Annotated in this window: 9 protein-coding genes and 1 pseudogene; 9 read left to right on the top strand and 1 reads right to left on the bottom strand. The window is 66.9% G+C overall.

What is annotated here, in order from left to right:
• Positions 1-61: 61 nt before the first annotated feature.
• The 8 genes from murJ (at position 62) to JCM19049_RS06795 (ending at position 4,410) form a co-directional block, all read left to right on the top strand.
• On the top strand, positions 62-1,042 hold the full coding sequence (murJ, locus tag JCM19049_RS19140) for a murein biosynthesis integral membrane protein MurJ (RefSeq protein ID WP_279402632.1): 981 nt from the start codon (positions 62-64) through the stop codon (positions 1,040-1,042).
• Positions 1,000-1,731 carry a lipid II flippase MurJ gene (locus tag JCM19049_RS19135; RefSeq protein ID WP_279402631.1) on the top strand — a complete coding sequence of 244 codons (732 nt, stop codon included), beginning with the start codon at positions 1,000-1,002 and terminating at the stop codon, positions 1,729-1,731. Before murJ ends, JCM19049_RS19135 begins: the two co-directional genes overlap by 43 nt.
• A 341-nt stretch (positions 1,732-2,072) precedes the next feature.
• Positions 2,073-2,291 (top strand): hypothetical protein, encoded by a 219-nt coding sequence (locus JCM19049_RS06815; protein WP_054821209.1) that lies wholly within the window; start codon positions 2,073-2,075, stop codon positions 2,289-2,291.
• Complete coding sequence (locus JCM19049_RS19130; protein ID WP_279402630.1) at positions 2,291-2,623, top strand: hypothetical protein; 333 nt, start codon at positions 2,291-2,293, stop codon at positions 2,621-2,623. The genes JCM19049_RS06815 and JCM19049_RS19130 overlap by 1 nt, the downstream gene beginning before the upstream one ends.
• Complete coding sequence (locus JCM19049_RS06810) at positions 2,530-2,790, top strand: peptidoglycan bridge formation glycyltransferase FemA/FemB family protein (protein WP_054821208.1); 261 nt, start codon at positions 2,530-2,532, stop codon at positions 2,788-2,790. The genes JCM19049_RS19130 and JCM19049_RS06810 overlap by 94 nt, the downstream gene beginning before the upstream one ends.
• Positions 2,787-3,095: a peptidoglycan bridge formation glycyltransferase FemA/FemB family protein gene (locus JCM19049_RS06805; RefSeq protein ID WP_054821207.1), complete on the top strand. Its 309-nt coding sequence runs from the start codon at positions 2,787-2,789 to the stop codon at positions 3,093-3,095. The genes JCM19049_RS06810 and JCM19049_RS06805 overlap by 4 nt, the downstream gene beginning before the upstream one ends.
• 17 nt (positions 3,096-3,112) lie before the next feature.
• A complete protein-coding gene (locus JCM19049_RS06800) occupies positions 3,113-3,865 on the top strand; it encodes a hypothetical protein (protein WP_054821206.1) in 753 nt (250 codons plus the stop codon).
• Entirely contained in the window at positions 3,787-4,410 is a 624-nt protein-coding gene (locus JCM19049_RS06795) for a hypothetical protein (protein ID WP_054821205.1), read from the top strand. Before JCM19049_RS06800 ends, JCM19049_RS06795 begins: the two co-directional genes overlap by 79 nt.
• A gap of 130 nt (positions 4,411-4,540) precedes the next feature.
• On the opposite strand, the gene JCM19049_RS06790 is transcribed toward JCM19049_RS06795, so the two are convergent.
• Positions 4,541-4,996 carry a DUF4383 domain-containing protein gene (locus JCM19049_RS06790; protein ID WP_138175560.1) on the bottom strand — a complete coding sequence of 152 codons (456 nt, stop codon included), beginning with the start codon at positions 4,994-4,996 and terminating at the stop codon, positions 4,541-4,543.
• 460 nt (positions 4,997-5,456) lie between these two features.
• On the opposite strand from JCM19049_RS06790, the pseudogene fdhD reads away from it, so the two are divergent.
• Positions 5,457-6,286 (top strand): annotated as a pseudogene (gene fdhD / locus JCM19049_RS06785) (formate dehydrogenase accessory sulfurtransferase FdhD).
• Positions 6,287-6,496 lie beyond the last annotated feature (210 nt).

The following is a 6,496-nucleotide window of genomic DNA, read 5'->3' as shown; positions in this document are numbered from 1 at the left end:
CAGCCGGGGACGGGACCGGGCCGGGCGTGCGCCGAAACAATAGGGTGAAGCTTTCCAGAATATGTCCCAGGTATCCAAGAGCCGATCCGAGAACACCCGGATCGAGGACCCGCAGACCGAGGCGGTGGCCACGCAGGCCCCCCAGGAGGCGGTGCCCCCTGCCGCCAGCGTGAAGCGGGAGCACTCCTCGAAGGTCTATGCGCTGATGACCTCCGGGACCATCGTCTCGCGCGTGCTCGGGTTCCTGCGCACCGCGTTGCTGGCGGTGGCGATCGGCTCGTCGACCACCATGGCCGACATCTTCGAAAAAGCCAACGTCATCCCCACCATCATCTTCATGCTGCTGGCCGGCGGCATCTTCAACGTGGTGCTGGTGCCGCAGCTGATCAAGGCCTCGAAGAACAGCGACAACGGGCGCTCCTACACCTCCAAGCTGCTGACCCTGACCATCGTGGTGGTCGGCGCCGCAACAGTGCTGCTCACCCTGATGGCCGGGCCGCTGATCAAGGTGCTCACCCTGGGGTGGACCCCGGCCATGCTGGCCCTGGGCACCACGTTCGCCTTCTGGTGCCTGCCGCAGATCTTCTTCTACGGGGTCTACGCTGTGGTGGGCCAGGTGCTCAACGCGCACGGGCGCTTTGCGGCGTTCATGTGGGCCCCGGTGGTGAACAACGTGGTGCAGATCGGGGTGATCGGTGCCTTCATCGCCCTGTTCGGAGCGTACGGCGGGGATGCGAACCAGCTGGAGAACTGGAGTGCGGCCAAGACCGTGCTGCTGGCCGGCGGCTCCACCCTGGGCATCGCGCTGCAGGCGGTGGTGCTGTTCTGGCCGCTGCGCAACCTGGGCCTGAAGCTGCGCCCGGACTTCGCCTGGCGCGGCATGGGTCTGCGCCACGTGGGCAAGATCGCGATCTGGACGTTGGGCTCGATGACGGTGGGCAACATCGCCTCGCTGGTCAACTCCCGCTTCGTCTCCGCCGCCACCCGGCGCGCCTGGCCATGCCCAACGGGGGCGCCTCGGTGCCCGGCGAATACGCGTTGAACACCACCCAGCTGATCACCGTGCTGCCGCATTCGGTGTTCGTGCTGGCCCTGGCCACCATCTACTTCAACGAGTTCACCAAGTCCTTCCAAGAGCAGCGTACCGAGGAGATCGGGCCGCTGCTGTCCAAGGGGCTGCGCACCTCCGCGGTGCCGGTGGTGTTCGCCACCGTCGCCTTCATCGTGCTGGCCGGCCCGCTGGGCCGGCTGTTCGCCGGTAGCTCCTCCACCGCGATGCTGCAAGGCGCGGCCATCGGCCAGCTGCTGCTGCTGACCGCGCTGGGCCTGCCGTTCAAGTCCGCGCACTTCTTCATGCTGCGCGTGTTCTTCGCCGACGAGGACACCAAGACCCCGATGATCATCCAAAGCATCATCGCGGCCCTGGGCGTGGCGCTGGCCTTCACCGCCACCGTGACGCTGCCGGCCGTGCAGATCACCGCTGCGGTGGCCCTGATCTACGGGGTCACCAACATCATCTCGGCCATCATCGCCCACTTCCTGCTGGTGCGCCGCTATGGGGACTACGGTATAGTGCACGTGCTGGACACCTATATCCGCATCGGGGCGATGGCCGTGGTCTCCGGGGTGGTTGGCGCCGTGGCGTTGGGCATCATGGGCGGCTACAGCTGGGGCTTTGCCTGGTCCTCCATCCCGGCCGCGTTCCTGACCCTGGCCGTGGTGGCGTGGTGATGCTGGTGGTCTACCTGCTGCTGCTGCGCATGATCCGCTCGGCCGAACTGGATAACTTCCTGGGCCCGCTGGCCCGCTTCGTGCCGAACCTGCGTCGCTAACCGCAGGTGCAAACCCGGGCCGGCGTTCACCCCCGAAGCCCGGAAACAGTGTGGCCTACCCGGCGTTCTGGGCGGCGCCGGGCTGCCGGGAATCGCAGGGCGTGCACTGTAAGCTGGGGCGTGTGAGCACGATAGATCTTCATCTGCGCCCGATTTCCACCGCCGAACACACCGCCTTCCTGGAGCGCACCAGCCAGGTCAGCTTCCTGCAGCGGCCCGAATGGGCCAGGTGAAGGGCGAATGGCGGGGCGAGTCCCTGGCTGGTTCGCCGCGGATGAGCTGGTGGGCGCCGCGCTGGTGCTGCACCGCGGGCTGCCGGTGGTGCGCAAGACCCTGGCCTACATTCCAGATGGCCCGGTCATCGACTTTTCCACCTACGCCCCGCGCCAGGTGCTGTCCCCGCTGGTGGACTACCTCAAGGCCCACGGGGCCTTCCAGCTGCGGCTGGGCCCCGGCTGATGGTGCGTTCCTGGGCACCGGCCGCCGTGCGCAAGGCGCTGGGCAAGGAGGGCATGCACACGCTGGCGGACCTGGAGCCCAAGCACACCTGCGCCACCGCCGAGGCGGTTCTCAGCGAGCTGCAGGCCATGGGCTTCGCCAAGCAGGACACCGGCATGGACTTCGCCGCCGGGCAACCCGAATACGTGGCCCGCATCGACTGCATGATGAGCAGGACCAGCCGCTGGACGCGGACGGGGTGCGCGCCAAATATTCCTCCACCACCCGCAACGAGGCCCGCAAGGCCCTGCGCGGACCGCTGGAGGTGGAGGTTGGCGGACTGGAGGACATGAACCGCTTCCATGCCCTGTACCGGCATACCGCGGACCGCAACGAGTTCACCGGCCGTCCGCTGTCCTACTTCAAGAACATGTACCTGGCGCTGAATCGGGCGGTGCCCGGCTCCTGCACGCTGTATCTGGCCAGCCACGAGGCACCGACCTGGCCGCCTCCATCGTGATCCGCTCCGCCAACCTGTCCTGGTACATCTACGGCGCCTCGTCCTCCGAACAGCGCAAGCTCTTTGCCCCCAAGGCCATCATGGAACGGATGATCGCCGACTCCATCGCCGCCGGCAGCCGCTACCTGGACCAGGGCGGGGTGAGCCCCACCCTGGAGGCCGGCCACCACCTGGCGGGGTTGACCAAGTTCAAGACCAACACCGGATGTGACATCATCCAGACCACCGGGGAATGGGACCTGGCGCTGAACAAGCCGCTGGCCTGGGCCTTTGACAAGTACATGACCTGGCGCGCGAAGAAGTAGGCAAGGAAGCAGAGACTATGGCCAACCCATCCACCTCGATTGACCCCGCCCAGCCCTTCGTCCCGGTCATCCTCGGCGGGGACATCGGCACCTACACCCTGGCCCGGGAATTCCATGAGGCCTACGGGGTGCGTTCGGTGGTCATGCCCGCCGCCGGCAACGGGGTCATCGAGCATTCGGTGGCCATCGAGTTGCGTCCCATCGGCTCCATGGCGGATGAGGCCCGGGTAACCCAGGCGCTGCGCGAGCTCGCGGAGGAACTGGCCGGCGAGGGCGAGCGGCCGCTGCTGCTCTTCGGGTCCCTGGACTACCACGTCATGCTGATCGCCCGGCACCGCGAGGAGCTCTCGGCCCACTACGTGATCCCGTATCCGGAACTTGAGGTCATTGAACAGGCGGCGCTGAAGGAGAACTTCTATGCACTGGCCGAACGGCTCGGCGTGCCGCACCCGCGCACCCGGGTCTACCGTCCGGGCAACGCGGTGGCCACCGTGGTGGAGGGCCTGAACTTCCCTTTGATCGGCAAGCCCTCCAGTTCCGGGGACTGGATTGCCGCGAAGTTCGCCGGCAAGCAGAAGATCCACACGCTCAAGGACTTCCAGCAGCTCACCGACCTGCTCTCGCGCATCGACGCCAGCGGCTACGACTCGGCTACATCCTGCAGGAGTACATTCCCGGCGGGGATGACGCCATGCGCCTGTGCACCTACTTCGCCGCTGAGTCGGACTCGGGCACCGAGGTCGTCTTTGCCGGGTACGGGGAAGTGGTGATCGAGGAGCACGCCCCGTTGGTGCTGGGCAACTCGGCGGCGATTGTCACCGGACGGCACCGTGAGGTCGCCGAGGCCGGGGCCCGGATGCTGCGGGAGATCGGCTGGCACGGGGTGGCGATGATCGACGCGAAATACGACCACCGTGACGGGCAGGTCAAGTTCTTCGAGATCAACCCGCGACTCGGTCGCAACCACTTCTACCTCACCGCCGCGGGCATTAACCCGGCCCGGTTCTATGTCAATGAGTTCCTCGGCCCCCAGTACGACGCTTTCGACGTGCGCCGGCAACCGGCGGTGGTGCTTCAGGACGGGATGGCCCAGCTGCGGGAGGAGCGCCTGTTCACGGTGTTGCCCCACGCCCTGCTGCGCCGCTACCTGGACACCCCGACCGGCCGGAAGGCCGCCGCGCTGCTAAAGGCCGGCAAGGTCTCCAATCCGCTGAAGTACCGGGCCGAGAAGAACCCGCGGCGCAAGCTCTACCTGCTGCTGAACGCCGTCAACCACGTGCGCAAATACCGCAAGTTCCCGCCGCGCACGGCCTAGCGGCCACCCCGCCAGCCCAGGCGGCAAGTCCCGCCAGCAGCTGCGAACACTGGGGGAACATGGCAGTGCCCGGGGAATGATGAGTTCCCCGGGCACTGCCATGACCGGTTAGCGCCTTTTGGGCGGCCGGCTAGTGGTATTCGATGCGGTGCTGGCCGCGCGAGAGCACCAGGCCCAGGGCCACCATGCCCACGCCCAGCACCAGGTGCAGCCAGTTGTCCGCGTCGTTGAGCGGAATGAAGTTGGCGGTGCTGTCAAAGTCAATGATCAGACCGTAGATCCACAGCAGCAGGTAGATGATGCCGCCGCCGATCAGGTATCCCTTGGCCGCCCCGATGCTGCGGGCCATCACCAGGCCGGCGATGCCGAACAGCAGGTGGACCGCGTTGTGCAGGTAGGAGACCTGGAAGATGCCCAGCAGCTTCGCCTCCGAATGGTGGCCGGCGCCGGAGAGGGCATCGTAGTTCGTGGTTACTCCCGGGATGAAACCCAGGATGCCGACCAGCAGGAACACCACGCCGACCACCAGTGCGGCGACCTGCACGGCGGCGCGTGAGCGACTAGTTGTTGGATGATTCGTGGACATGGCTGATACTCCTTGAAGAGGGGTTCGGGTGAAACGGGCAACACCGACTCAGGTGGCAGTTCTTTGGAAAAAGCACGCCTTTCTCCGACACGAATCGGCCAGAACCTCGTGGTGGCGGACTCCTCGGTGCGGGTCCGGCGTTCTCACCATGTGTCGTTGAGGCTACCGCCGCCGTCAGGGGACCAGAAGACGGGGGTGACAAGACACAGCGGACATCCAGCATGGCTCCCGCACCCGCTGAGCGCCCCGGCCGGCACCGGCTACGCCCCGGGGCGCGGCCCTTGATACGCTGAGCTTCTCAAGCCACCGGCCCGTCTGTGGGTACCGGTTTCCTGCCCGCCCGTAATACTTTGCGGTTCCGGGCCGTGTCAACGAAGCCGGTGGGTTAACTTAGGGGCAGGGGTTCTGCCCGAGCCCGAACCTCGAACCCCGGTCTGGTCTGCAGCAAAGGAGCACAGTCATGGGACGCAAAATCGTGCGTCGGCGCGTCATCCGCGCCACCCTTGACGGTGCCCGAAAGGTACGCGAGGAGAAGCTGGCCGGGGAGGAACCCCTGGAAATCCGGTTCGGCGCCACCGCCTACACGACCTCCATGCGCACCCCGGGGGACGACTTCGACCTGGTGGCCGGGTTCCTGCTGGCCGAGGGCATCATCAGAGGCAGCGAACAGCTCAGCTCAATGCGCTACTGCGCCGGCACCGACGCGAGGGCAATCAGACCTACAACGTCATCGAGGTGCAGCTCGGGCCCGGAGCGCACCCGCCCGAACTGGCCGCCATGCGCAACGTGGTCACCAGCTCGGCGTGCGGGATCTGCGGCACCAACTCCATAGACGAGGTGCGCAAGAAGTCCGCGTTCCGCATTGGCCCGCAGGACGGGAAGGTGCAGCTGGAGGTGCTGCTGGCCATGCCCGACACCCTGCGCGAATCCCAGAAGCTGTTCAGCCACACCGGGGGCGTGCACGCCGCCGGATTGTTCTCCACCGACGGGAAGCTGCTGGTGCTGCGCGAGGACGTGGGGCGGCACAACGCGGTGGACAAGGTGCTGGGCGCCGCCGTGCGCGCCGGCAAGCTGGCCCTGCAGGACACCGTGCTGCAGGTCTCCGGGCGGGCCTCCTTCGAACTGGTGCAAAAGGCCGCCATGGCCGGCATCCCCACGCTCACCGCGGTCAGCGCCCCCTCCTCCCTGGCGGTGGGGCTGGCCGAGGACACCGGACTGACCCTCGCCGCCTTCTCCCGGGGCAGCAGCGTCAACCTGTACACCCATCCCGAACGCGTCACCGGAAGCTGACCGACACCCGCACCAGCAGTACCGCCCGCACCCATATCATGGAGGAACCCCTTGCACCGTCCGGCCCCCACCCAGGACATCAATGAAGAGGAACTGAAGGTCAGCGAGCCCCAGCGCAGCGCCGCCGGGGCCAAGGCGGTGATGGTCTCCATGGAACGCGGCTTCGCCGAAGCCGGGGTGAGCCGCACGCTGCGCTCCATGGCCCGGGTG

It is taken from the genome of Arthrobacter sp. JCM 19049 (genome assembly GCF_001310435.1).
This window is presented reverse-complemented; position numbering and strand designations above follow the sequence as displayed.

Bases quoted from the DNA above. Each gene is read 5' to 3' on its own strand.
- murJ (WP_279402632.1), top strand. From the start codon at position 62: ATGTCCCAGGTATCCAAGAGCCGATCCGAGAACACCCGGATCGAGGAC.
- JCM19049_RS06790 (WP_138175560.1), bottom strand. From the start codon at position 4,996: ATGTCCACGAATCATCCAACAACTAGTCGCTCACGCGCCGCCGTGCAG.
- JCM19049_RS19130 (WP_279402630.1), top strand. From the start codon at position 2,291: ATGGTGCGTTCCTGGGCACCGGCCGCCGTGCGCAAGGCGCTGGGCAAG.
- JCM19049_RS06800 (WP_054821206.1), top strand. From the start codon at position 3,113: ATGGCCAACCCATCCACCTCGATTGACCCCGCCCAGCCCTTCGTCCCG.
- JCM19049_RS06795 (WP_054821205.1), top strand. From the start codon at position 3,787: ATGCGCCTGTGCACCTACTTCGCCGCTGAGTCGGACTCGGGCACCGAG.
- JCM19049_RS19135 (WP_279402631.1), top strand. From the start codon at position 1,000: ATGCCCAACGGGGGCGCCTCGGTGCCCGGCGAATACGCGTTGAACACC.
- JCM19049_RS06815 (WP_054821209.1), top strand. From the start codon at position 2,073: ATGGCGGGGCGAGTCCCTGGCTGGTTCGCCGCGGATGAGCTGGTGGGC.